21 protein-coding genes are annotated in these 23,823 nt (G+C 57.5%); 12 read left to right on the top strand and 9 right to left on the bottom strand.

The features are described 5' to 3' along the window. Positions 1–8: 8 nt before the first annotated feature. Entirely contained in the window at positions 9–635 is a 627-nt protein-coding gene (locus LT85_RS24190; RefSeq protein WP_038494184.1) for a response regulator, read from the bottom strand. Further along, entirely contained in the window at positions 628–1,992 is a 1,365-nt protein-coding gene (locus LT85_RS24185) for a cache domain-containing protein (RefSeq protein ID WP_038494182.1), read from the bottom strand. Before LT85_RS24185 ends, LT85_RS24190 begins: the two co-directional genes overlap by 8 nt. Positions 1,993–2,225: 233 nt before the next feature. On the opposite strand from LT85_RS24185, the gene LT85_RS24180 reads away from it, so the two are divergent. Together LT85_RS24180 and LT85_RS24175 are read left to right on the top strand one after the other, a co-directional pair. Further along, positions 2,226–4,298, top strand: a complete 2,073-nt coding sequence (locus LT85_RS24180) for a carbon starvation CstA family protein (RefSeq protein WP_038494180.1) — start codon at positions 2,226–2,228, stop codon at positions 4,296–4,298. Positions 4,299–4,308: 10 nt separating this feature from the next. Then, complete coding sequence (locus LT85_RS24175) at positions 4,309–4,509, top strand: YbdD/YjiX family protein (RefSeq protein ID WP_038494177.1); 201 nt, start codon at positions 4,309–4,311, stop codon at positions 4,507–4,509. A gap of 90 nt (positions 4,510–4,599) precedes the next feature. On the opposite strand, the gene LT85_RS24170 is transcribed toward LT85_RS24175, so the two are convergent. The 4 genes from LT85_RS24170 to LT85_RS24155 all read right to left on the bottom strand — a co-directional run bounded on the left by LT85_RS24170 (position 4,600) and on the right by LT85_RS24155 (position 8,223). Further along, positions 4,600–5,130: a DUF6622 family protein gene (locus LT85_RS24170; protein ID WP_038494174.1), complete on the bottom strand. Its 531-nt coding sequence runs from the start codon at positions 5,128–5,130 to the stop codon at positions 4,600–4,602. Between the two features lie 325 nt (positions 5,131–5,455). Further along, on the bottom strand, positions 5,456–6,355 hold the full coding sequence (locus LT85_RS24165; RefSeq protein WP_253273619.1) for a GntR family transcriptional regulator: 900 nt from the start codon (positions 6,353–6,355) through the stop codon (positions 5,456–5,458). A 261-nt stretch (positions 6,356–6,616) separates the two neighbouring features. Next, positions 6,617–7,123, bottom strand: coding sequence for a hypothetical protein (locus LT85_RS24160; protein ID WP_038494170.1), 507 nt, complete (start codon positions 7,121–7,123; stop codon positions 6,617–6,619). Then, positions 7,120–8,223 carry an MGDG synthase family glycosyltransferase gene (locus LT85_RS24155; protein ID WP_052135595.1) on the bottom strand — a complete coding sequence of 368 codons (1,104 nt, stop codon included), beginning with the start codon at positions 8,221–8,223 and terminating at the stop codon, positions 7,120–7,122. Before LT85_RS24155 ends, LT85_RS24160 begins: the two co-directional genes overlap by 4 nt. A gap of 278 nt (positions 8,224–8,501) precedes the next feature. Here LT85_RS24155 and LT85_RS24150 point away from each other — a divergent pair, with 278 nt between their 5' ends. Then, on the top strand, positions 8,502–9,236 hold the full coding sequence (locus LT85_RS24150) for a DMT family transporter (protein ID WP_038494168.1): 735 nt from the start codon (positions 8,502–8,504) through the stop codon (positions 9,234–9,236). Between the two features lie 62 nt (positions 9,237–9,298). Beyond that, positions 9,299–9,604 carry an NIPSNAP family protein gene (locus LT85_RS24145; protein WP_038494165.1) on the top strand — a complete coding sequence of 102 codons (306 nt, stop codon included), beginning with the start codon at positions 9,299–9,301 and terminating at the stop codon, positions 9,602–9,604. A gap of 109 nt (positions 9,605–9,713) precedes the next feature. Here the strand turns inward: LT85_RS24145 and LT85_RS24140 are convergent, their stop codons facing one another. Beyond that, entirely contained in the window at positions 9,714–10,310 is a 597-nt protein-coding gene (locus LT85_RS24140) for a nitroreductase family protein (RefSeq protein ID WP_038494160.1), read from the bottom strand. A 340-nt stretch (positions 10,311–10,650) separates the two neighbouring features. Here LT85_RS24140 and argS point away from each other — a divergent pair, with 340 nt between their 5' ends. The 5 genes from argS to LT85_RS24115 all read left to right on the top strand — a co-directional run bounded on the left by argS (position 10,651) and on the right by LT85_RS24115 (position 15,779). Next, the gene (argS, locus tag LT85_RS24135; RefSeq protein WP_038497387.1) at positions 10,651–12,384 is read left to right on the top strand and encodes an arginine--tRNA ligase; all 1,734 of its coding nucleotides are present in this window, start codon (positions 10,651–10,653) and stop codon (positions 12,382–12,384) included. 111 nt (positions 12,385–12,495) lie between these two features. Further along, positions 12,496–13,248, top strand: coding sequence for an SPOR domain-containing protein (locus LT85_RS24130; protein ID WP_038494158.1), 753 nt, complete (start codon positions 12,496–12,498; stop codon positions 13,246–13,248). A 231-nt stretch (positions 13,249–13,479) separates the two neighbouring features. Next, a complete protein-coding gene (locus LT85_RS24125) occupies positions 13,480–14,193 on the top strand; it encodes a thiol:disulfide interchange protein DsbA/DsbL (RefSeq protein ID WP_038494156.1) in 714 nt (237 codons plus the stop codon). Positions 14,194–14,369: 176 nt separating this feature from the next. Continuing rightward, positions 14,370–15,152 (top strand): SDR family oxidoreductase, encoded by a 783-nt coding sequence (locus LT85_RS24120; RefSeq protein ID WP_038494154.1) that lies wholly within the window; start codon positions 14,370–14,372, stop codon positions 15,150–15,152. Positions 15,153–15,155: 3 nt separating this feature from the next. Then, positions 15,156–15,779: a LysE family translocator gene (locus LT85_RS24115; protein WP_052135435.1), complete on the top strand. Its 624-nt coding sequence runs from the start codon at positions 15,156–15,158 to the stop codon at positions 15,777–15,779. A gap of 33 nt (positions 15,780–15,812) precedes the next feature. On the opposite strand, the gene LT85_RS24110 is transcribed toward LT85_RS24115, so the two are convergent. Continuing rightward, positions 15,813–16,880 carry an MBL fold metallo-hydrolase gene (locus LT85_RS24110; RefSeq protein WP_038494151.1) on the bottom strand — a complete coding sequence of 356 codons (1,068 nt, stop codon included), beginning with the start codon at positions 16,878–16,880 and terminating at the stop codon, positions 15,813–15,815. 962 nt (positions 16,881–17,842) lie between these two features. Here LT85_RS24110 and LT85_RS24105 point away from each other — a divergent pair. From LT85_RS24105 to LT85_RS24090, 3 genes are read left to right on the top strand one after another with little or no spacing between them, the layout of a single operon-like run. Next, positions 17,843–19,918: a ferritin-like domain-containing protein gene (locus LT85_RS24105; RefSeq protein WP_052135434.1), complete on the top strand. Its 2,076-nt coding sequence runs from the start codon at positions 17,843–17,845 to the stop codon at positions 19,916–19,918. Next, a complete protein-coding gene (gene bufB / locus LT85_RS24095) occupies positions 19,906–20,889 on the top strand; it encodes an MNIO family bufferin maturase (protein ID WP_253273618.1) in 984 nt (327 codons plus the stop codon). Before LT85_RS24105 ends, bufB begins: the two co-directional genes overlap by 13 nt. Positions 20,890–20,927: 38 nt before the next feature. After that, a complete protein-coding gene (locus LT85_RS24090; protein WP_038494147.1) occupies positions 20,928–21,725 on the top strand; it encodes an HvfC/BufC N-terminal domain-containing protein in 798 nt (265 codons plus the stop codon). 56 nt (positions 21,726–21,781) lie between these two features. Here LT85_RS24090 and LT85_RS24085 read toward each other — a convergent pair whose 3' ends face one another. Continuing rightward, positions 21,782–23,194 (bottom strand): heme-binding protein, encoded by a 1,413-nt coding sequence (locus LT85_RS24085; protein ID WP_216595037.1) that lies wholly within the window; start codon positions 23,192–23,194, stop codon positions 21,782–21,784. Positions 23,195–23,823: the final 629 nt, after the last annotated feature.

Genomic DNA, 23,823 nt, shown 5'->3' with positions numbered 1-23,823 from the left:
TCAGCTTCTTAGCGAAAATTATTTTCCACCGCGAACTTGATCAGCTCGGCCTGCCCCTCTATATCCAGCTTGCGCTTGATGTTGAGCCGGTGGGCTTCCACGGTGCGCACGCTTAAATCGAGGTCGCGCGCAATCTGCTTGTTCGATTCGCCGTTGGCGATGTGTTGCAGCACTTGGCGCTCGCGGGCAGTCAACAATTGTCCCGGCGTCATCGGCCGCGCCAGCTTCTGCGCCAGCGCCGCGCTGTAGTACATGCCGCCCGAAATCACGGTTTCTATCGCATGCACGATGTCCTTGCCGGGCGCGTCTTTCAGCACATAACCGCGGGCGCCAGCCTGCACCGACTGCATCAGGTACTCGGTCTTGTCGTGCATGCTCAGGATAAGTACGGCGATTTCCGGGAAGCTGGCATGGAAGCGCGCCGTCAGGTCGATGCCGTTGCTGCCGCCGCGCAGGTTGATATCCATCAGAATCAGGTCTATCGGTTGCTCTTCGGCGCGCTGCAGGGCTTCCTCGGCGCTGCCGGCTTCGGCCACGATGGCGAAATTCGGCACGGCTTCCAGCCGTGCGCGCAAGCCGTCGCGCACCAGCGGATGGTCATCGACCAGCATGATCTTCGTAATTGTTTCAGGCATAAGATGTGTGGGGAATGGTTGCCAGCACGCGAGTGCCTGCGGCTGATGAACTGATGCCGAGACTGCCGCCGACTGCTTCCAGCCGCTCGACCATATTACGCAAGCCGATGCCGCGCTTCGGATTGCCGTCGATTTTATCGACGTCGAAACCGACGCCGTTGTCTTGCACGGTCAAGGTAATCGCTTGCGCATCGCCTTGCAACATGATGTCGATCTGTGTCGCCTGTGAATGGCGGGCGATATTGGTCAGGGCTTCCTGGGCGATGCGGAACAGCACGGTATTGGCGACCGCGGGCAAGCCGTCGGTGTGACCTGCGTGCTTGAATGTGATCGGGATGCCGGCATGTTCCAGCCATTCCTGAGTCAGGTGTTCCAGCGCAGCCGCAAGACCAAGATCATCCAGGATCGCCGGACGCAGATCGTGCGAAATACGGCGTACTTCGCCCAACACGTCATTGAGCTGGCCAGCAGTGCGTTCGAAGGTCGTGCGCGCCGCCGTGGCATGTTGCGGGCCGTTATCCAGTCGGGTGATGCCGGCTTCGATCTGCAGCTTGATCGAGACCAGCCACTGGCTGATGCCGTCGTGCAGATCGCGTGACAACCTTGCGCGTTCCTCTTCCTGCGAACGCACCACGCGTTGCGCCAGGACTTTCAGCTTGGCGTCTGCCACCCGGTGCTCGCTGATGTTGAGCACCAGTCCCGACGCCCCGACCACCAATGCGCTCAGGATGGCGATGCCGGCGATCCACCACATGGTGTTGCGGATATTGCCGGAAACCTGGGCGTCGATCTTGCTGAGTGCATCGTCGACGTCGTCCAGATAGATACCGGTACCCAGCATCCAGCCCCATTTAGGTAACGCCACCACATAGCCGAGCTTGGGCGCCACATGGTGGCTGGACGGCTTTCCCCACAAATAGCGTTCAAAGCCGCCACCGCTCCTGGCGCGTTCTATCAGGTGCTGGATGGTCAGGCTGCCATTCGCATCTTTCATGTCCCACAAATCGCGTCCGACCAGCTCCGGCTGGCGCGGATGCATCAGGCTCTTGCCTTGCATATCGTAGATAAAGAAGTAACCGTCGTCGCCGTAGGACAGCTTGGCCAGGATTGCCTTGGCCTCGTCCAGCGTGGCCTGGTCACTGCGGCCGGATTCGTAGAGATGGGCGATCGAACGCGTTGCCAGCGCTACATAGTGCTTGAGCTCGGCTTCCTTGCTGGCCAGATACGCTGCCTGGATTGTTGCGCGCTGCTGCTGCCCTAGTGAAATGGCCTGATGGCGCACCGCCAGCGCAATGGCGCACAGCGCCAGGATCAGCGGGACGATGGCCATGAAGATGATTTTTTGCCTTAATTTCATGGCGCTACTTTACTCGTAATCGCAGGCGGATCTGAAAAAATCCCCAGCGCCGTAGTGAAATTTCCCATAGAGACTACGTAGTACTACGTAAAGGTTTTGCGTAGTTCCTCGCTTGTTCTCATGCTCCGTATGCCAAATACTTTGGCCGCGGTTCCTGCTGCCTGGCCGGCGTCAGCCGCACACCCTAATAAAAACAATATCTAACAACATTCTTTCCCTCTGGGAGGAGACCAATGAATCGTCTATATTCAAAAATGGGCTGGCTTGCGCTGGCCCTGCTCGGTGCATTCGCGTTTGGCTACATCGGCCTGCAGCGCGGCGAATCCATCAGCGCCATCTGGATCGTGATCGCCGCCGTCTGCGTCTATCTGATCGCTTACCGCTTCTACAGCCTCTATATATCCGACAAGGTGCTCGGCCTGGACGCCAAGCGCATGACGCCGGCCTACAAGTTTAACGACGGCCTGGATTATGTGCCGACCAACAAGAACGTCTTGTTCGGCCATCACTTTGCGGCGATTGCCGGCGCGGGTCCGCTGGTCGGCCCGGTGCTGGCGGCGCAGATGGGTTACCTGCCGGGAATGTTGTGGATATTGGCCGGGGTGGTGTTTGCCGGCGCGGTGCAGGATCTGATGGTGCTGTTCATCTCGACCCGCCGCGACGGCCGTTCGCTGGGTGATCTGATCAAATCCGAGCTGGGTCCGATTCCTGGCGTGATCGCATTGTTCGGCACCTTCATGATCATGGTGATCATCCTTGCGGTGCTGGCGCTGATCGTGGTCAAGGCGCTGGCGGAATCTCCCTGGGGCACCTTCACCGTGATGGCGACGATTCCTATCGCGCTGTTCATGGGCGTGTACACCCGTTATCTGCGGCCGGGACGCATCGGCGAAATCTCGCTGATCGGTTTTGTGCTGCTGATGCTGGCGATCGTCGGCGGCCAGTATGTGCAGGAACATGCGGTGCTGGGCGCCATGTTTACCTTTACCGGTAAAGAACTGACCTGGATGTTGATCGGCTACGGTTTCATCGCATCAGTGTTGCCGGTCTGGCTGCTGCTGGCGCCGCGCGACTACCTCTCGACTTTTCTCAAGATCGGTACCATTGTCGGCCTGGCGCTGGGCATTGTATTTGTCGCGCCGGAACTGAAAATGCCAGCCTTCACCCAGTTCATGGATGGCTCGGGTCCGGTCTGGTCGGGCAGCCTGTTCCCCTTCTTGTTCATTACTATCGCCTGCGGCGCAGTCTCGGGTTTCCATGCGTTGATCGCTTCCGGCACCACGCCGAAATTGCTGGAAAACGAACGCCATGCGCGTTTCATTGGCTACGGCGCGATGCTGATGGAATCCTTTGTCGCCATCATGGCGCTCATCGCCGCGTCCTGCATTGAGCCGGGTGTGTATTTCGCGATGAACAGTCCAGCGGCGTTGATCGGCACCACGGTCGAAACTGCAGCGCATGCGGTATCGCAATGGGGCTTTTATGTGACGCCGGAAATGCTGGCGCAGGTGGCCAAGGATGTCGGCGAGCACAGCATCATTTCGCGCGCAGGCGGCGCACCGACCCTGGCGGTTGGCATGGCGCACATTCTCTCCAGCGTTGGCGGCGGCAAAGTCATGATGGCGTTCTGGTACCACTTCGCGATCTTGTTCGAAGCCTTGTTCATCCTCACCGCAGTGGATGCCGGTACCCGCGCCGGACGCTTCATGCTGCAGGATCTGCTCGGCACTTTTGTGCCATCCATGCGCAAGACCGATTCGCTACCGGCCAGTCTTATCGCGACGGGCCTGTGCGTCGCAGGCTGGGGCTACTTTCTGTACCAGGGCGTGGTCGATCCACTGGGCGGCATCAATACCTTGTGGCCGCTGTTCGGCATCTCCAACCAGATGCTGGCGGGGATTGCGCTGATCCTGGCGACATGCGTGCTGTTCAAGATGAAGCGCGATCGTTTCGCCTGGGTCACCATCGTGCCGACTGTCTGGATTCTGATTTGCACCCTGACCGCCGGCTGGCAAAAGATCTTCGACGCCAATCCGCGCGTCGGCTTCCTGACCCACGCCAGCAAATACCAGGCGGCCCTGGCCGAAGGAAAACTGCTGGCGCCGGCCAAATCGGTGGCGCAGATGCAGCAAATCATTTTCAACGATTACCTGGATGCCGGACTGGCGGCGTTCTTCATCCTGGTGTTGCTGAGCGTTCTCGGTTTTGGCATCAAGACAGTGCTGGCGGCACGCGCCACCAGCAAGCCTAGCACCAGCGAGACGCCGTTTGAAGCGCTACCGGCGAGCGCCCTGCCCACAACCTGAAAGGCTGGCTATGTTGGATGAAATAGTTAAAGCCGGACGCTACCTCGGTCAATCCATGCGGTTGATGGTGGGCCTGCCTGAGTACGGCACTTACGTGACGCACATGGAAAACACGCATCCGGGCGAGCCGATGATGAGCTACGAAGAGTTCTTCAAGGAGCGCCAGGAAGCACGCTATGGCGGCAATGGCCGGGTCGGGCGCTGTTGTTGATCCGCCTGCACCGCCTTTAAAAGTTAAGCGTCCTATGGGGGATGTTTGTGCCGACCGGTTTTCCGGTCGGCATTTTTTTTGACGCTGCAATCAACCGTTCAACCGGCCGCCGTAGAGATTCGCCGATGACTGTGCGCTGCGGTACAGGCTGGCGATGCGCGACAGGCGCCCGATGAGCATGCCGTTGAAAATGCCGTACAGCGTGCAAACCACAGCCGTGAATGCGGGGTCCTGGGCAAGCGATGGATGTATTGCCAGCAATACGCCAACGATATATTTGGTCAGGAAAATTCCCATCATCAGCACCAATGGCAACCAGCTGCCGCGCTGGAACACAACACCGCGCTCTGGATAGGCAACTACCCTGCTTTTCCTGAAAAGGACCCAGCTGAGTGCTGCTGTGACACCTGCGGCCAGCAGCCAGCAGGCCGTGGTTAACGGCGTGATGCCGAAACTGCTGGCTATGCCTTGCCAGGAAAGCGCCAGCATCACCAGAGGAATGATGGACAGCTTTTTCAGCGTGACTTCGCGGTCGGCGCTGGCCAGGATGCCGCGATAGACCAGAAACGCCAGCAAGGCCCAGACCCAAAGCGGCGTGTGCGAAATGATTTGTGCAAACATGATGTTCTCCCATTGATTGATCTGCGGCGATTATCTGGTCGCGGCACAACTGGGAGAAGCGGAAAGCGACGAAATGCAGAAATGCGTCGTGAATCGACTGTCCGGGAGGATGGCGTGCGGCTGATTGCCGACCGCCTAAGAGGCTGTTGCAAACACACCTGGCGTTGTTGCCCTTGCAGGGTCCCCCCCGCTTGCAAGCCCGGGTCGTTCCGCAGGCAGACGACAATGTCGTCTGAAACCCCCGCTACACCCTCCTTGCCGTACTACTTGTACTGTCTTCGTCGGAGCGCCTAGCCATCTGTGTTCGCAACAGCCTCTAAGTCTGTTAACGCACTTCTGCAGAGTATTGAAAGCGCTCGGCCGGTACGAAGGAGCTGCGCCATTCGACCGGTTCGCCGGCATGGTCCAGCATCAATCGTTCCACACAAATCGCCACGGTCTTGGTTTTCAGCTTGAATACGGCGGCGTTGGCACGGTTCAAAGGTTTTGCCGTCAAGTCATCAATGGCGCGCGAGACCAGCACGTCGCATTCGCTCTCATAGACAGGATACAAAAAAGGCGGAGAGTTGCTTTTAAGATATTTTTGTAGCTTGCGGAAGCGCGCCAGCGGCAGCCAGATATGCTCTGACAAAACAATCTCATCATTCAAAGACCGGGTGCGATGCAGATAGAGGGTTTTGTCGCGCGGCTTGAGTTTGAGTTTTTCCGCTACTGCAGCCGGAGGTATGGCAGTCGTCATCGACCGGATGTGCGTGACCGGCAATTCATTCCTGGTTTTTCCCTGAGCGCGTACAAAGCGCAGCATTGAAGAGCGTTCTGCAGCGCACGCGACAAATGTCCCGCGTCCGCGCACGCGATCGACGATGCCGTCATTGACCAGCGTGTCGAGCACCTTGCGCATCGTACCAACCGCAATGTCATATTCGGCGGCCAGTTTTTCTTCAGACGGTAGCGCTTCATCAGCGGCCCAGCTACGCAAAACGATCCTTTTCAAGAGATCGTCACGGACTTGCAAATAGCGAGGCAAACGCGGATCAGACGCATTTTTTGGCGAGAGAGACGCGTTTTTTTGAGAGAGAGACGTGTTTTTTTTCAAGAGAGGCGCGTTTTTTTGCGAGAGAGACGTGTTTTTTTCGTCTTTTTGAGGGTTTTTTTTCGGATTTTTTTTATTCAGCATTAACAGCATTTCAAACCAGGTAAGGGCCAGAAATGTATCAAGTTCCAACTGTTTTTACAATACATATGTGCATCTCTAGTTCTATACAGAAGTAGAGATTCACATATGTAGGGATTGAGGATATTGATGAAATAAGGGGATGGAATGTGCATTTTTCCAGGCGTGGAAATGCGGAATATTTAGAACGAAAGAAGAGATGTTTTACTGACCGGCCGTGCCGCTGGAGTGATGTCACTTTTCATGACGTCACACCAACGGCAGGTAGAATTTTTGCGGAGGGATATTGATGAAATGAGCTCTAGCTTTAAATCAGTTTTGACCAAGTACAACCCGGCCCGGACGGGCGTTGCGCTCTGCCAGCCATAAAAGCAGGATTGCTACTGTCGAATAAATCCAGTAATCGACCGGCACGCCGCCTAGCCAGTGCTTGTGCCACGGCACGTCGATCGGGTTGAAGCGCGCCAGGCCGTAGGCCGGATTGAGCACGAACCATAGCCAGTCTTCGCTGATCCAGAACACCATGATGGAGGCCATGATGCGGCTTTCGGCGCGCCAGTCCCAGCTACCGTTGAACCAGATCGGATAGTGGAACATCAAGGCGATGAAAGGGAACACCCAGGCGTGATAGCCGGTCATGGCGCGGCCGCCCCAGAAGATGTCGAGCAGCCAGTGATGCTCGATGCGCCAGGTCGGCAGATTGGCTGCCCAGCCCGCCGCGCCCTCGATCTGGATTTCGACGTTGGCGAAAAAGAAGGCGGTCAGCACCGCCCAGAACAGCATGCCGAAGATGCGGCGATAAGGTGTGGAAGCAGTCATGGCGAGGAGTATTTGAATTGAGAATCGAGTTTGCTAAGGACCGTTTGCAGCACAGCACGGCCGGCTTGCGGCCGGCCTAGCGCCAGGCTGCGCTGGCGCAGGTGCTGCAGCAATTCCGGTTGATGCAGCAATTGCTGCAGGCGGTATTCGAGGGCGGTCAGGTCGATCGCCTTGAGCGCAGCGCCTTGCTCCAGCAGATAGTCGGCGTTGCGTTCTTCCTGTCCGGGGATGGGCGAATGAATGATCATCGGCACGCCCATCGCCAGGCATTCGGAAGTGGTCAGGCCGCCCGGCTTGGTAATCGCGAGGTCGGCGCACGCCATCAGTTCATCAACCCGGTTGGTAAAGCCGAACGGAAACAGGCGCGTCGGATGCGCCTTTGCCAGTTGCTGCAAATCGGCCAGCATGGCGGCATTCTTGCCGGCCAGCGCCACTAGCTGGAAATCGTCCGGCAGCGACAGCAAGCGCTGTACCGTCTTGTCGAGATCGCCGATGCCGGCGCCGCCGGACATCATCAGGATGATCTTGCGTTGCGGGTCCAGTCCGAATTCTCTTGCGCATTGTTTGCGCGCCAGCGTCCGGCCGAAGCCGGGCATGATCGGGATCCCGGTCACATGCACCGCATCGGCCGCCAGCCCGCGCGTGCGCATGCGGTAAGCGATTTCTTCGGTAGCGGCAAAATAACCCTGCATCAGCGGCTGCAGCCACATGCTGTGCAGATCGAAATCCGTGACCTGTACCCAGACCGGACACACCACGCGTTGCTTGCCGATTTCTCGCGCCAGCAATTCAGCCGGCAGGAAATGGGTGCAGATGATGGCGTCCGGCGCTGCCGCCTGGATCGCCTTGCGCAGGGGGCGGGTGCTGATGCGCTCGATCGCGCGCCGCAATTTTTGCGTCGGCGAGCTGCTCAAGGCCTTGTCGCTTTTTTGATAAACGTAGCCCCACAGCGCGGGATGGCGGTTCACCAGATGCAGATAGAAATCGGTATACACCGCCCTGAAGCCGGCGGGAACGAAATCCATGGCGTCCAGGTGGATCGCCTCGGTATCCGGGAATTCGGCGGCGGCATAAGCCCGCAGCGCTTCGGCGGCGCGCATGTGACCGGCGCCGGCGGAAACGCTTAACAGCAGTAGCTTGCGAGGGCGGGACTGGGTTGTTGCGCTGGCATTCGGCGCGCTTTTTAGCGTATGAATAATCGGCTCCGGCGATGAGGGTTTGCTGCCGGCAATGCAAAAGTGACTACTTTCAAGCATACTCCTTGCAATCTGATCTCTAGGCCCGCGATGGCGGCCAATGACGTTGATGATAGGGATAAATCAACGCTGAGTAAAATGACATTTATGACAAACAATCCCTGCCTTTGAAAGACAGTAATATGCCTACCACCCGCAAGCCGCTAGACGGCTTGGCCATGAGCCTGATGTTAATCCTGTGTATGTGCTGGGGGCTGCAGCAGGTGGCGATCAAGGTGGCGGCGCCGAGTATCTCGCCGATATTGCAAAATGGCCTGCGCTCCACCGTTGCAGCGGTACTGGTGAGCGGCCTGATGTGGTGGCGCGGCAGCAAATTTTCGTTGACCGACGGCAGTTTCTGGCCGGGTCTGGCGACCGGCTTGCTGTTCGCCGGCATCGCGGTGGCGTTTGCGGGCGGCTTTGAAGCCGGCGCCGGTTTCAGCGGGACCTTGATCGGCGACGCGCTCGGCGTGCTGGCTGCCGTATTTTGGGCTGCAACCACCATCATGATCAAGCGCAGCGTCCTGACTAATGCGTCGCCCAGCATGACCCTGTGGTACCAGCTGGTGGTCGCGGCCCTGGCGTTGCCGCTGCTGGCGCTGGTTTCGGGACAGACTGAAGTCGCACCACTGACAGGCGTCATGTGGGCCAGCCTGGCGTTCCAGTCGCTGATCGTGGCTTTCGGCAGTTTCCTCGCGTGGTTCTGGATGCTGCGTCGATACCTTGCGTCCCGGCTCACCGTGTTTTCATTTCTGACGCCGCTGTTCGGCGTCAGTTTCGGCGTGTTGCTGCTGGACGATCCGATCGGCTTGCCGTTTGTGTTTGGGGCATTGCTGGTCCTGAGCGGGATCGTGCTGGTCAACTGGCAACGCGGCTAGCTATCTGTGTTTGCAACAACCTCTTAGTACCTTTAAACGATACATATATATCAGAGAGAAAAATGGTTACTTGTTATCTGCGATACATCATCGATGCCGGCAAACTCAAGGAATTTGAACACTACGGGAAATTATGGATACCGCTGGTGGAAAAATTCGGCGGTACGCACCACGGTTACTTCTTGCCGTCCGAAGGCGCCAACAATGTCGCCTTGGCATTGTTCACCTTCCCCAGCCTTGCCGCCTACGAACAATATCGCATCAAGATGGCGAACGACCCGGCATGCCAGGAAGCGTTCAAGTACGCCGAGGATACCAAATGCATTATCAGTTATGAGCGCAGCTTCTTCCGGCCCGTGTTTGAATGAAACAAGGGCAAATATGAAAATGCGGATTAACAGCTTGTACCGTTAATCCGCATCGAATTTGCTTGCCTAAGCAATGCAATCATTGCCAAGCTCTAGATTTAGTCTCGAATTAAGCCTTGAAAGTACCTTCCGACACCAACGCGTGCAAAGGCAAACGCGGGCTAGGTTCTTCCTTGGCGCGCAAACCTTCCGGCAACATGGCTTTGTCGCCGATCTTGCCGATGGCTACCGCTGCTTCGATTGCAAAGTTTGCAGGTACACCCAGTTCCGTACGCGTCTTTTCTTTGTCGAAACCAGCCATGCCATGCGCATGCCAGCCGGACAGGCTAGCTTGCAGGGCCAGGTAACCCCAGGCTGAACCGGCGTCGAAAGAATGGGTAGGCGCAGGCAATTCTTCGCTGCTGCCCGGCGGCGCAAAAGTGGTTTTCGACAAAACGATCACCAGCGCAGCGGCGTTTTCAGCCCAGCTGCGATTGAATTCGTTGAGCAAGCCCAGCAATTTGGTCCATTGCGGCGTGCCGCGGCGGGCGAAGACGAAGCGCCATGGCTGCGAGTTATAGGACGATGGTGCCCAGCGCGCTGCTTCGAGGATGGTCAGCAATTCTTGCTCTGACATTTCGTCATTGGCATAAGCGCGGGGCGACCAGCGGCTGAGGAATTGCGGATGGGCCGGATGATCGGCAACGCGTGGCGTGGATTGAGTCATGATGTTTCCTGTAGTTTCTTGTATATAAACACTAATTAAACACTAATAAAGGGATGCAAAATCGCTGTGGCCGAAGCGCTCCCGGCCAAGACGCTGCATCTTAGCAGCAGTTTTTGTTGCGTGCAGAGGAGCGGGGAATTTGCGGCATGGCTTTGCCGCGCCCGGCAAACGGGGTGAAGATTGCTGCGCCAAGGCGGTACGCCAAGCCGGTATAATCGGAAATAACCAAGGCTGTCAGGGAGTGGTCCAAGCGTTTCAACAATCCCTCAGACTTTCGCTTAATCCCATGCGGCGCAGCGTATTTCCGCGCCGCATTCTTGTTCTACTGACTATCAATCTTATGCTAGCACCGCAAAAACAACAGATCATCGACCTTTTTAACGCTGCATTGCAGCCCATCGTTGCAGATAGCGGCTTGACGCCGACGGTCACGCTGGAGCGTCCGCGCGATCCGTCACATGGCGATGTCGCTTGCAATATCGCCATGCAACTGGCGAAGCCGCTGAAAAAGAATCCGCGTGAGCTGGCGCAAGCCGTGGTGGCGGCAGTCATGGCGGGCGCGGCAGGTGGTAATCTGATCGAAGCTGCGGAAATCGCCGGTCCCGGTTTTATCAACCTGCGCCTGACGGCCGCCGCCAAGCAGCAAGTGGTCAAGACCGTGCTGGAACAAGCGGCTGAATTCGGCAAGAGCCAGCTTGGCGCCGGTAAAAAGGTGCTGGTCGAATTCGTCTCGGCCAATCCGACCGGACCGTTGCACGTTGGCCACGGCCGCCAAGGCGCGCTGGGCGATGCGTTGTCGGCATTGTTTGAAATGCAAGGTTTTGATGTCACCCGCGAGTTTTACTACAACGACGCCGGCGTCCAGATAGCTACCCTGGCGACCTCGGTCCAGGCGCGCGCCAACGGCTTCAAGCCGGGCGACGCCGAATGGCCGGAAAGTGCTTACAACGGCGATTACATCGACGACATCGCCCGGGATTTCCTGGAGCGCAAGACCGTGGCAGCGAGCGACGGCGAGCCGGCGACCGCCAGCGGCGACGTTAACGATATCGAATCGATCCGCAAGTTTGCGGTTGCCTACCTGCGTCGTGAGCAGGATCTGGATTTGCTGGCTTTCGGCGTCAGGTTCGACAACTATTTCCTGGAATCTTCGCTGTACAAGGATGGCAAGGTCAATGCCGCAGTCGACGCCCTGATCGCCGCCGGCGTTACTTATGAGCTGGATGGCGCACTGTGGCTGCGCACCACCGACTACGGCGACGACAAAGACCGCGTGATGCGCAAGACCGACGGCACTTATACCTATTTTGTGCCGGACGTCGCTTATCACATCGTCAAATGGCAGCGCGGCTTCGGCAAGGTCATCAACGTCCAAGGCAGCGACCACCATGGCACGATCGCGCGGGTGCGGGCCGGTTTGCAGGCAGTCAATATGGGCATTCCGCAGGGCTACCCGGATTACATCCTGCACAAGATGGTCACGGTGATGAAGAACGGCGAAGAGGTGAAAATTTCCAAGCGCGCCGGTTCTTACGTTACGGTGCGCGACCTGATCGAATGGTCGGCCGGTGAAGACGTTGCCGCCGATGGCAGCCGCGACCTGACCCGCGGCCGCGATGCCGTGCGTTTTTTCCTCATCTCACGCAAGGCCGATACCGAATTCGTGTTCGACGTCGACCTGGCGCTGGCTAAATCCGACGAAAATCCGGTCTATTACGTGCAATACGCCCATGCGCGTATCTGTTCGGTGCTGGCGCAGTGGACCGGCGACGAAACCAGCCTGGCGAAGATTGACCTGAGTCCGCTGACCGCGCCGCGCGAAGCCAGCCTGCTGGCCAAGCTGGCGGAATATCCGGATATGCTGCAGCACGCGCTGGAGGAGCTAGGACCGCACCAGGTAGCGTTTTATCTGCGCGATTTGGCGGGCGAGCTACATAGCTACTACAATGCGGAGCGGGTTTTGGTCGATGATGAAGCCCTCAAGCTGGCGCGACTGGCGCTGATGTATGCAACCCGCCAAGTGTTGCGTAACGGCCTGGCGCTGATCGGCGTATCGGCACCCGCACGCATGTGATTTGAATCTACAATAGACGAGTTCTGCATGGCAATGTGCCTGATCCGGCGTCCGCGCCGGTTCCTGGCTGCCGGCAGGAATTGTCTGTAACCAGTATGTCATTGGGGAAGTATGAGCAAACTTAACAATAGGTTTCAAACCAAGCTTAACTACAAGCAAGCTGGCGGTACTTTACTGGGCCTGATTTTCGGCCTGATTATCGGATTGGCGATTGCCGTTGTGGTGGCGATCATGATCACCAAGACGCCGACGCCGTTTACGAACAAGGCAGCCAAGGCCGACAAGCCGGCCGATGCCATTACGACTCCTGTCGCCCCTGCTGCTTCGGCCACGGGCACGGACCAGCTGCCCGATCCAAACAAATCCCTCTACGGCAACAAGGACGCGGCCAAGGAAGCCGCCAAGGCGTTCACGCCCGCTAATCCTGCCAATCCTGCTATTCCGCCGGCGCCAACCGACGGTTCGCCCGCCGCTGTCAGCCAGGCTGCCGAGAAAAAGCTGGATGCGCTGGTCGCCAAGGCGCAGGAGAAGCCTGCTCCGGTGGTCGATAAATCGACTGCCGACAAGGCCAAGAAGGTTGCGGGCGACATCGCCGAAGCCAAAACCAAGGCCGCAGTGGCCGACGACAACTACATCTATTTCCTGCAAGTCGGTGCTTTCCGTGAACAGAATGAAGCTGAAAGCGCCAAGGCCAAACTGGCGCTGATGGGGTTCGAAGCCAAGATCAGCGAACGCCAGGCGGATACGGGTTCGCTGTACCGGGTCCGGGTCGGACCATTTAATCAGTTGGAAACAATGAACCGGATTCGCGGGAAGTTGTCAGATAACGGCGTTAATGCGGCTGTGGTGCGAGCTGCGAAATAAGAGGCCGTTGCAAACACACCTGGCGTTGTTGCTCCTCTTGGCCGTACTACTCGTACGGCCTTCCTCGGAGCACCCAGCCATCTGTGTATTCAACAGCCTCTAAAAGATTTTCCAGTTGCATTGTTATGTAAACGATTTTCTTTGCAGTTCAAATGTTTTGTCTAATCAGTTGAGGACAGAGGCGCTCGGCTAGAGGCGCCCCTGTCCCGCAATTAAAAATAAGGATATTTCATGCGTTTCTTTCAAAAAGCCTTGGCTGTCGCTGGTCTTAGCCTGAGTCTCGGCCTGGTTGCCGTGAGTGCGAGCGCATCGCCGGCCAGCCCGGTTGCCGGCACCGACTACAAAGTTCTCGACAATCCGCAGCCGACTGACAGCGGCCTGGGGAAAAAAGTGGAAGTAACAGAGTTCTTCGGTTACTTCTGCCCGCATTGCAATGCGCTTGAGCCGACGCTGGAAGACTGGATCGCCAAGCAGGGCGACAAGATTTCTTTCAAGCGTGTGCCGGTCGACTTTGGCGATCCGAATGGCGATCCGAAGAAATCCCCTTATGTAACGCAGAAAAAGCTGTACTACACGCTGGAAGCGATGGGCAAGCTGCCTGAGATGCACAAGAAGGTTTTTGCTGCCATCCATGTACAGCGTCAAAACCTGAATACAGATGCTGCGGTTGCCGATTTCGCAGCCAAGCAAGGTCTCGACAAAGCCAAATTCGTGGATGTGTACAATTCCTTCGCGGTACAAACCAAGGTTACCCGCGCCACCCAGCTGCAAAACGCCTATAAGGTCGATGGCGTGCCAATGCTGGTGGTTGATGGCCGCTACGTCACCTCGCCGTCAATCGTCGGCGCAACGCCAGGCGCAGGCGATACCGAGCCAGCCTTGTTCAAGTCTACGCTGCAAGTGATGGACGGCCTGGTGAGCAAGGTCGCAGCGACCAAGAAATAAGCTGAATGGCCCCAGCGGTCAGTCAGCGGTAGATATTGAAAAGTCCGCCTCTCGCAAGAGGGCGGGCTTTTTTATCGGCAGTTGCTGGCCTTGCCTGGGTTGCTTGCCTGGTGTCGCCAAACAGCGTTTGATGCAGCGGCACGCTGCTTTAACCTATCACGGAGATTGTTCATCCCATGAAACGCATATTCATCACCGGCGCTTCCAGCGGTATTGGCGCAGCCCTGGCGCAATATTATGCGGGGCAGGGCGCCGCACTGGGGCTGGTGGCCAGGCGGCAGCCGGTGCTGGAACAGCTGCTGGCCAGCCTGCCGCATCCGGAACGGCATCGCCTGTATGCGCTGGACGTCAACGATCATGCCGCGTTGGCTGCTGCGGCGGCGGACTTCATTGCAGCCGGCAATGGCGTCGATGTGGTGATCGCCAGTGCCGGTATTTCGCAAGGCACGCTGACCGAGTATGCCGAGGACCAGCAGGTGTTCGACCGGGTCTTCGCAACCAACGTGCTGGCGATGGTGGCGACCTTTTCGCCGTTTATCGCCACCATGAAGCGCCAGGCCCAGGCCGGCCAGCGCGATTTGCGGCTGGTAGGCGTCGGTAGCGTGGCCGGGATTCGCGGCTTGCCGGGCGCTGGCGCTTACAGCGGCTCTAAGGCGGCGGTGATCAGTTATTGCGAATCGCTCAGGGTGGAATTACGTAGCAGCGGCATCAAGGTAGTTACCATCGTCCCTGGTTATATCGATACGCCGATGACCCAGGTGAATGCATACAAGATGCCGTTCCTGATGCCGGCGTCCCGCTTTGCGGCTAAGACCGGCGCGGCGGTTGCGCGGGGCAGCAGCTACCAGGTGATCCCATGGCAAATGGGCGTGGTCGCCAAATTGTTGCGGATATTGCCAAACTGGCTATATGATCTGCTGTTCTCAAAAGCGCCGCACAAGGCGCGCATAACGGATTGATCCATGGAATTCCACAATTTCTTCCTGTTCGTCCTGACCGAACTGGCCTTGTCGGCCTCGCCCGGACCGGCGGTCATGCTGGTGGTCGCCTATGGCATCACAGCCGGCTGGAAAAAATCGATTTTTGCGACGCTGGGGATACTGACCGCCAATGCGATTTATTTCATCATTTCGGCAACAGGGCTGGGCGCGTTGATTGTCGCGTCGCATACCCTGTTCACGGTGGTGAAATGGTTGGGCGTGGCCTATCTGGCCTATCTTGGGTTGTCAGCGATTTTCGGCCGGCCTTCGCCGATTACCGCTTCCAAAATGAACGGCAGGAACGCATCCGGCTGGAAAATCTGGCTGAGTGGGCTGACCCTGCAACTCGCCAATCCCAAGGCCTTGATCTTTTTCATCGCGATCCTGCCGCAATTCCTGAATCCGGCCGCGAACGTGCCGCTGCAAATGCTCTGGCTGGCAGCGGGTTCGATGATTCCGGAATTCTTTATCCTGATCGGCTACGCGGTGCTGGCGGGAAGAATGCAAACTATCGCCACCCGTCCGAGCTTTGCGCGGATTACGGACCGCGTTGCTGGCAGCCTGATGCTGGCGGTGGCGATGATCGTTGCGGCAATCCAGCAATAAGCAATGTCTGCTTAAGTCTGGATTGTCGGGATCTTAAACGGCGCTAAAGCGGTAAACCTGATCCGCATCCAGCCGCCGTTTCAACACACCGTCAAACCACAGCTTGTGCAGGTGCGCCAATGCTTCGCCCAGCGCGAACGTCATCTGATGCGCGTCGAGCGGGCGGCGGAACATGATGGGAACGATATCGCTGGCCGATTGCGGTGCATTTGTGCAAGCACTCACTACTTCTACAAGCCTTTCACGATGGTGTTGTTGCAATTGGTCGATACGGATCTGCAGACCGCGGAACGGCTTGCCGTGCGAAGGCAGCACCAGCGTTTCAACCGGCAGGCCGCGGTATTTTTCCAGCGAATCCATATATTGCTGGACCGGATTGGACTCCGGCTCAATGGCAAACACGGATACATTGGTGGAAATCCGCGGCAGCACCATATCGCCGGAAACCAGCAGTTTGAGATCGCCGCAATAGAGCGCCACGTGTTCTGGCGCATGGCCGAAGCCGGTGATTACGCGCCATTGATGTTGCCCGATGCGCAAGCTTTGCTGGTCGGCCAGCCGGTGATAGGCCTGCGGTACCGATGGCACCATCGATGGATAATAGGATTTGCGCTGGGATACCTTGGCGATGACCTCAGGGTCACGCATGCCGTGTTGCTCGAAATGCGGCAACGCCGCACTGCCGTCCGCGCCAGGTAAAGCCGCGGACATGATGCGGGCCGAAAAATACTCGCCGCCGCTCATCCATAAAGGTGCTTGCCAACGCGTACACAGCCAGTCGGCCAGGCCGACGTGATCAGGATGGCAATGCGTCACCAGCACCCGCAATACAGGCAAGCCGCGTAACTCGTTGGCAAAGATTTTATCCCAGGCGGCGCGCGTGGCGTCGCTGGAGATCCCGCAATCGATGATGGTCCAGCCATGGCGGGTACCATCCTCGGTTTCAATGCTGTCTTCCAGCAGCCACAGATTGATGTGATCCAGGGCAAAAGGCAGGCCCATGCGTAGCCAGCGCACACCCGGCGCAACTTCGAGTGTGGTGCCGCTGGCCGGTAACATATCGCCAAATGCGTAGCTGAGCTGAGCTTCAAGTGCGTTCATTTTCGTTTCTTTCTTTTTTTGCCAATAAAGCGCTAGCGTAAAGTGTTATGAAGGCCGACCCTGGAAACAGGGGAAATCAATAAGTTACAGGTGGATGCGCCATACATATCGGGATTATTTGTCGCAGAAGATGAGATCTCTTATGGCTTCGCTATAGAAGTGAGATTTTCTGTATATCTCGTTATTGTAGAGTTTTCATATGATTTGACGTCAATTTTCGGCGACGGTCTATCTGCCTTAGTGCAGATTTGTTTCTCAAAAAGCTTTACTGCATATTCTAAGTAGCGGTTCAACGAACGAGTTGCGCCGAGGCCAGTCAACCGGATGGAAGCTGCGGTACTTGCAGCTCGGCCCTATTTTTAAACGCGATCATTGGTGGCGGGATTACCCCTTAACCGCATCCCTCGCTTCGCCCCAGCTGTTGTAAGTAGCTCGGACTGACTTTTGCGATGCAAAGTCAGTCAGGTATCTGCACGCCCATTTACTCTTGATAACGGTTTTTATCAATAACAAAAAGATGTCATGGGGCAACATTAAATAGTTGCCATGCTTAAATATTTGTATATATTTAAATAGTTTCTAACTCATAATTATTTTTAATGCCTATCGGTCATCACGTTTGCAGTTCGCTAGCCTGAATGAAACATAAACTCATTTAGAAGCCCCTTAACCATGTTTCTCCCTCACTACGGACCATTCGATGAACAACTCAAATTTCCTCCAGGACGACTCTGGAAATCTGTCTGCCACGCGTCTGGCCCTTCTGCTCTGGGTTACCCGGGGTTAATAGGTACATCGTGCATTTCAGTAATGGCAGCACCCGGTTGCAATACTCGCAGACCAGTTTGATTAACTTGTCGATCAAAGATCAATTACCGCCTTTCCTGCACATCGACGCCAATCCCCAGGTGAGGGCTCAGTAACACCATTACCGCGATTCATGTACACAGAGGAGATCGATCATGACGAATATGGCCACTTCATTGCCGAGGCTCACTCCGGCGGAAAAAGCGTTGGTTCACAAATTCAATACGAACCCTGACTGGACTCACGATACCTTGTTGGCGAAGCTAAAGACCTTGTTGCAGGTGGTGATCAAGGTCGAATTGTCGACCATTCCAATTTACCTCTATAGCTATTATTCGCTCGACCGGACGGTCGGCAACGCGAATCCGCCGTCGGTGACCAATTATTCTGCGACGGCATTGTTCGCCAATCAGGCGGGCGGGCGCATCATGAGCGTTGCGGTCGAAGAAATGCTGCATATGTCGCTGTCGAGCAATATTCTGTATTCGGTGGGGGGGTGTCCGCAGCTTTACCTGAATGCCCCCAGCAATTATCCGACAAACTTGCTCGATCACGCCACAGATGGTCCCGATGGCAATCCTCTCCTCATCCCGTTGGCGCCATTCTCATTCGCGCAGCTTTGGCAATTTTTGGAGATCGAGTATCCCGAAACCTCAGACGCCATTCCCGAGGATAACAATTGGCAGACTCTGGGGCAGGTATACGCCTACATTCGCTGTCTGATCGTGTGCGATAAATTGGTCGATGCTGATTTCAACCATGGCGCCCGCGCGCAACAGATTCAGCCGAGCAATTACTCTTCCGGCAATATAGACGCCGTCTTTCCCGCCGCAAACTTCAATGCGTCCAACCCTCCTGCACAAGCGGGCTCGGCGGCAAGCCAGGCACAGTATGCCAATGCCTCGGACAGTCACGCCGGTCGCGCCCAGCTCTTGACGATTCAAGACAAGAAGAGCGCCCTGCACGCCATCGATACTGTGACTGAGCAAGGAGAAGGCAGCAACAGTGTGCAGTGGGACGACCCGAAAAAGCTGGAACTGTCGCACTACTACAAATTCCTCACCCTGCAATCGCAATTGCAGGGCTACCCCTCGGCTTCACAGCCGCTGGCCGCACAGCCGGCCCCCCCAGCGGCGGCGGCGATGCAGTTTTCGGCGAGCGATCTGTCCGCCGTTGTCTTCAATTTCCCGAGCAATCCCAAGACGGCCGACTATCCACCCTGCCTTCTGACCAAGAACCCCAATTCCCCTGCGAACCCGCAGGACATCTCGAATTTTTGCAATGGCCTGTTCCAGTACATGTTGATCCTGAGCGAGACCATTTTTCTGGTACCTAGCCAGGAACAGAAGCGCTATTTCAACCAGGCACTGCACCTCTCCATGATCTGGATTCTCGATAAGCTGGTCCAGCAAATGGCGAAGTTGTCGATCGATGGCGGTCAGTTCGCCGGAAAGAATTTTGCACCGACGTTCGAGAATTACAATTTAGGCACCCGCGACCAAGCGTATGCAAATTTGGTCGCACTCGGCAATAAGATGGCTATCAGCAGTCCCAGTTTCGCTTGGTTGCCCCAAGACTACATTACCAACAGTAAGGGTGTGTCTCTGCCGGACGTGAGCAGCTATTGGTCAAGCGCGACACCCAGCACCCCGCTGAAGAACAACCCCTACGCCAATGTTCCCAAGTTTCCGGCCAATCCGCCTGTGGGCGCCTTCGACCCCCACACGTGCATGGGGCTCAATAGCTGTAAGGGCCAGGATCGATTTGGCCCGGCGGGACACCTGGATCAGCAGGGCCAAATGGTGCAAAACGCTTGCGCCGGACAAGGTTATTGCTCCAGCACGGCCGACCATTCCTGTCGTGTGTTGAACAATTGCAAATATCAAGGCGGTTGCGGCCTTTATGGAGACGCCGAAGAACAGAATAACCCCGGTGGTAACGCCTGCCAGTCGTTGGGTTCCTGTGCGACGCCGATCAACGCAGAACGCTTTAGCACCGACGGCCCGAACCAAGGACTGGGCGTATGGTTGCGCGCGCGCCAAGTGTTCCTGGAAAAACGTTGGCCAGCGATCGCCAGGGCGCATGGGCTTGACCCCACCAAATTGCCGGGTCCGCCGCACCCGGAACTGTTTGCCAATGGACCGACCTTTGCCTGGTTCACGGAGAGTGGTGTCGGCGTGACGGCATGTGGCTCCAGCGGCATGAGCGGAGCGGGTAGTTGCGCGGCATAGCCACACAACCGGCGAAGGCGGAAGGCGCCGGCGCGTTGTCGTCCATGCCGCGACTTGGTCTTGGCCTCGGACTACGCAACGTCCATTTCGACCACATCCTCACTGAGTGGCCGAAGGTCGACTGGTTTGAGGCCATCTCGGAAAATTTCATGGATTCTGGCGGACGACCGCGCGCCGTCCTGCGTCGGATCGCCGAACGCTATCCGATCACGCTGCACGGCGTGTCGCTGTCGATAGGCAGCACCGATCCGCTCAACCGATCCTATCTCGCGCGCCTGCGCCAACTGGCCGACGAAGTGTCGCCACGCTGGGTCAGCGACCACTTGTGCTGGAGCGGCATGCAAGGCATCAACAGCCACGACCTGCTGCCGCTGCCGTTGAACGAGGACACGCTGGTGCACGTCATTGCGCGCGTGGCCCAGGCGCAGGAGTTGCTGGGCCGCCCTCTGGTTCTGGAAAATCCCAGCACTTATATGCGTTTCCGCGACTCGAGCATCGACGAGCCTGCGTTTCTCGGCGAACTGTGCCGCGCTACGGGTTGCTGGCTGCTGCTCGACGTCAACAACGTCTACGTCAGCTGCTTCAATGCCGGCACCGACCCATGGGACTACCTGGAGCGCTTTCCCTTCAAGCGCGTCGTGCAACTGCATCTGGCGGGCCATCAGCATTGCGGCACGCACATCGTCGACACCCACGACAGGCCGGTCTGCGACGACGTATGGCAGCTGTTTCGCGCGGCTTGGCAGCGCAGCGGCGGTGCCGCCACTCTGCTCGAATGGGACGGCGACGTTCCGCCGTTCGAGCGTGTGCAAGCGGAATTGATGCTGGCGCAAAAGGTGCTCCACGGCGACACCCCCACCTCGACAATGTCGCCCTCGCGGTTGCAATCCGACACTGCGGAGGCCCTGTCTACGCCGGTAGATTTTCTCGTGCCCAGGATTATGGGCAGTAGCGCACTGTACCGGCCATGACCCCAGCCCCGGACCGCCTACAGCGGCTGCAGCACTGGATGCTCGATGCGCTGATTGCCCCCGGTGGTGTGGACGCCGCCGCCATAGCCGCAGCCGTCTTGCCGGGCCCCAAGCTTTCGGCCTCCGGCTGCCTGGCGATCTATCAGCGCAGCTACATTCAGCGTCTGCGGACATGTCTGAAAGAGCAGTTTCCCGCAAGCTGCCATGCGATCGGGGGGCAGTTGTTCGCCGATTTCGCAGACGAGTATCTGCGCGACTGTCCATCCGAAAGCCATACCCTGTACGAACTGGGCAAGCGCTTCCCGCAATGGATCGAGGACAACCGCCCGGATCGCGACGAGCCGGCCGAACGGCGCGAGACCTGGATCGATTTCATGGTCGACCTGGCCGGGTACGAACGCGAGCTATACCGCCTGTTCGACGCGCCCGGCCATGAAGGGAAACCGTGGCCGGACACAACGGCCGACGACGAGGCGCTGATCCTCCAGCCCTGTCTGGCCCTGGTCCGGCATGGCTACCCGGTCGCTTGGTACTACCACGAGGTGCGCGCGGAACGATCGCCGCCTTTTCCCGCCGCCCGGCCCTCCAGTGCCGTGATTTTGCGCCGCGATTTCCTGACCCACACTTACCCTATCACACCCCAGCACCATCGTTTCCTTTCGCTGATGCAGCAGACGATGCACGTGCCGACTGCCCTGGAGCAGGTTGCCGCCGAAACCGGGTGCGACTTGGAAGAAGTCAAACGTTCGTGGCGCGATCAAGTGCGCGGCCCTTGGCTGGAAGCGGGATTCTTCATCGAACGGTGGGCGCTGGATGCGTCACATTCGGTGGTCTGATAATGCCTTGGGCCGCGCGCCCGGTCCCCCGCACGGACGAGGACCGGGTTTCCGCATCAACTGCCCTTCACCTTGGTCAAGGTGTTGGCCGTCACGTGCGGGAAGGAAACGGTCTTGCCGTTGATCGGAATCTGCAGCGTGATGGTCTGGCTGTATTGCAGCTGCGTGTAATTGCCGCTGCCGTCGAACGATTCGAGCCAATAGTTGAAATCATAGCGGCTCACGTTCGCATGCTGCTGCTCGTAGCCGATGTTGGTGACCGCGCCAGTGCCGTTGGCCGTGCTCATGCTCAAGCGCAGGAAGTTGGTGCAAGGCCGCAGTAGGAGCGCATTGACCAGCACCTGGTTCGGATTGGCGGTCAGGCTGGGTTGCGGATTGGTCACCGGATCATCCACCGTATACTGCACGGTGGGAACGCCTTGGGGCAAAGGTGAGACCGACGGGATCAGCGGCATGCCGGGTCCTGCATTGGCTTGGCTATATGCGCCCAAGGCCAGGATGGAATTGCCATGGGGTACCGACACCTGCTTGACCAGGTTGTATGGCTGGGTGGGCGGGACGCTATTCTTCACGACCTGATTGCCCAAGCCGTAGCGGTCGCCGTTGCCGTAAGGGCCGAGCGGCTGGGTGGAATCCAGCAGCAATAGCAGCGAACCGTTTTCGGCGTGGATCAACGCATCCTTGTTCGGACCCTCGGCGAAATACACGCGCTGCTCGTAGAACAGCGCATAAGCTACCTGCTGGCCGATTCCGCCGCGATTGGGCGCATTGCCGTGGATCGCGGTGAAGGTCAGTTCCTCATAGTAAGTGAAGTTCTTGAGAATGTAGCCGGTGGGCGAGCTTGGATCGACTTGGGGCAGAGGCATTACGTTGTAGGAAAACGGCGCTTGCGGGCCGCCCTGGTTCGAGTCGCCCAGATTCTGGTTGGTCCACGTGCCGATCAGCTGGCTCAGCCCGCCGAGCTGGCTGGCGGGTACGGCGGGAGAAATCTGCGCTGGATCGTGCGCGAGCGGAGTGCCGGTGTCCGGCGGTGTGTTCATCGGATAGATGAATACATTCACGTTTCCTCGATTGTCCTTCAATCCGGCGCCGTAGTGGCCGGTGATATCGTCGTTGATGCACAGATCAAGCGCTCCGCCCGCTGCCGAAATGATCGTGTAAGGCCCGTTGCCGATCAGGAAAGGCGCCCCGCCGTTGAGGCGCCCGACCAGCGCACCCATTTGCACACCCGTAATCGGATAGTTGGTCTGATTCGTCGGAACCAGCAAGCCGGGGCAGCCCGCTGCATCATATGGCTTGCCGCCATTGGTATCCGGATCCGCTGTCCACAAGCCGTTCTGGTAAACGATCATGACCTCCACGGAGGGCGGTATCGTCACGCCCGTGCTCTGCCATGGCTGGGTAGACAGAATCGTGAGGGCCTCGCTCTGGATGCTTGGTGCACCTGCCTGTAATTCTGTGGCCATCATGAGAGTCTCCCTGCGTTGAGCGTGAACAATCAAGTGCTTGGATACTCGCATGCTTGTTTAGTTATATCTACCTGTCATTATTTACAGGTGGCAACAATCACTCCCTGTTTCTACGTTTCGGGGGGGGGGGGGCAAAATTGGCCGGATTGGCACTACGTCAGCGCTTTTGTACCCTTCGAAGAGTAAATGCCGCTTATTGCAGCTTCTCTCCCTGCAGCTTTTCTCCCGCTGGGTCAATTACGTGGCGTTTTTTGTAACTATGTACACACTATCCCAATTGCGAATGTCGCGTCCGGGCCGGTCGGTTTCGGACAGTTAACTCACCGCGTTGCGTCAATTCTGGCCCATCGCAATGTACGTCTCGGCGAGTGGGCAGTTGTCCAGCGCTTGGGGACAATCAAGTTATCGAAGGCTGCATCATGCTCGATGACGGCATCCGGGTAGTGTTGCACAAGTGCAAAACTACATGCGGTAGCCTGATGATTGCTGTCGGCAACGTGTGCATTTCGAGAGAGCACTGTAGCGTATAGGTAAACGGCTTGGACCAGCCTCATTTATCTCGGTAAAAATCTCACCTTCTATGGCAGTAATCGCAACTTCTACGTCACTTTAGGCGCTAGTAGTTTTTC

This window comes from Collimonas arenae (assembly GCF_000786695.1).
GTDB classification, from domain to species: domain Bacteria; phylum Pseudomonadota; class Gammaproteobacteria; order Burkholderiales; family Burkholderiaceae_D; genus Collimonas; species Collimonas arenae_A.
The sequence above is the reverse complement of the archived record's forward strand: the minus strand, read 5'-3'. Positions and strand labels throughout refer to the sequence as shown.